1 protein-coding gene and 1 pseudogene are annotated in these 876 nt (G+C 71.5%); both read left to right on the top strand.

All coding sequences use genetic code 11. The features are described from left to right. Positions 1 to 234, top strand: a pseudogene (locus NA3_RS38065) (insoluble domain protein); the annotation flags it as partial. Next, positions 231 to 876, top strand: a 646-nt coding sequence (locus NA3_RS35410) for a cutinase family protein (RefSeq protein ID WP_157126684.1), incomplete at its 3' end; no start/stop codon positions are given. The pseudogene NA3_RS38065 and the gene NA3_RS35410, both read left to right, overlap by 4 nt.

Raw genomic sequence — 876 nt, 5'->3', positions numbered from 1 at the left:
GGGCTGATCGGTGGCACGATCGGCGGAATCGCCGGTGCCGCAGTAGGAACCGTGGTGCCGGTGCCGTTGGTCGGCACCGTTACCTCCGGCGTCGCGGGCACGGCGGTCGGTGCTGCGGCCGGTGCGGCCGCGGGCGCTGCGGTCGCGGGTATTCCCGCCGCGTTGGCGGGCGCGTTGGCCGGCGGAACCGTCGGTGCCGGATTCGGCGCCGGGGTCGGGGTGGGCCAGCCATGACCGCCTCAACGCTCACTCTGAAATCGCTGGCAACGGCCGCTGTGAGCGCGGCGTGTGCCGCGGTGGTGACTGGTCTGGGTAGCGGCGCAGCCGATGCTGTGCCGATCGGCCCCGGTTGCCCAGCGTTGTACGTGATCGGAATCCAGGGCACCGGCCAATCGAACCCCGACCCGACCGCCGACACCGGAGTCATCGGCGCACTACTAGCCCAAGTACAGGCCGCGGCCCCGGACCTGGTGCAACACAGCACCATCCCCTACCCAGCCGGGTTCGGCGGGATCGTTCCCGGCGGCGGACCGGCACCCTACGCAGAATCGGCCACCGAGGCGCTGGCCGGCCTCGATGCCGCTGCCACCGACATCACCAACGTCTGCCCGAGCACGTTGCTTGCGGGTGTGGCGTATTCGCAAGGCGCCCAGGCGATGGCGCAATTCGCTCAGCAGGTCGGCGCGGGCCATGGACCGGTCTCGCCGGACAAGATCGCCGGGATCGCGCTCTACGCCAACCCCGACCGGCTCCCGAACTCTCCGGTCATTCCCGGCCGGCCGGGACAAACCGTGCCCGACCCCGCACCGGGCACATCAGGCGCTGCGGTCGCCACAGTGCAGATCCTCAACCCGCCCGCGGCCGGTAGCGGTATCG

This window comes from Nocardia africana NBRC 100379, assembly GCF_001612635.1.
Taxonomy (GTDB): Bacteria; Actinomycetota; Actinomycetes; order Mycobacteriales; family Mycobacteriaceae; genus Nocardia; species Nocardia africana.
Note: the sequence above shows the minus strand (reverse complement) of the source record. Positions and strands in the feature narration are given on the sequence as shown.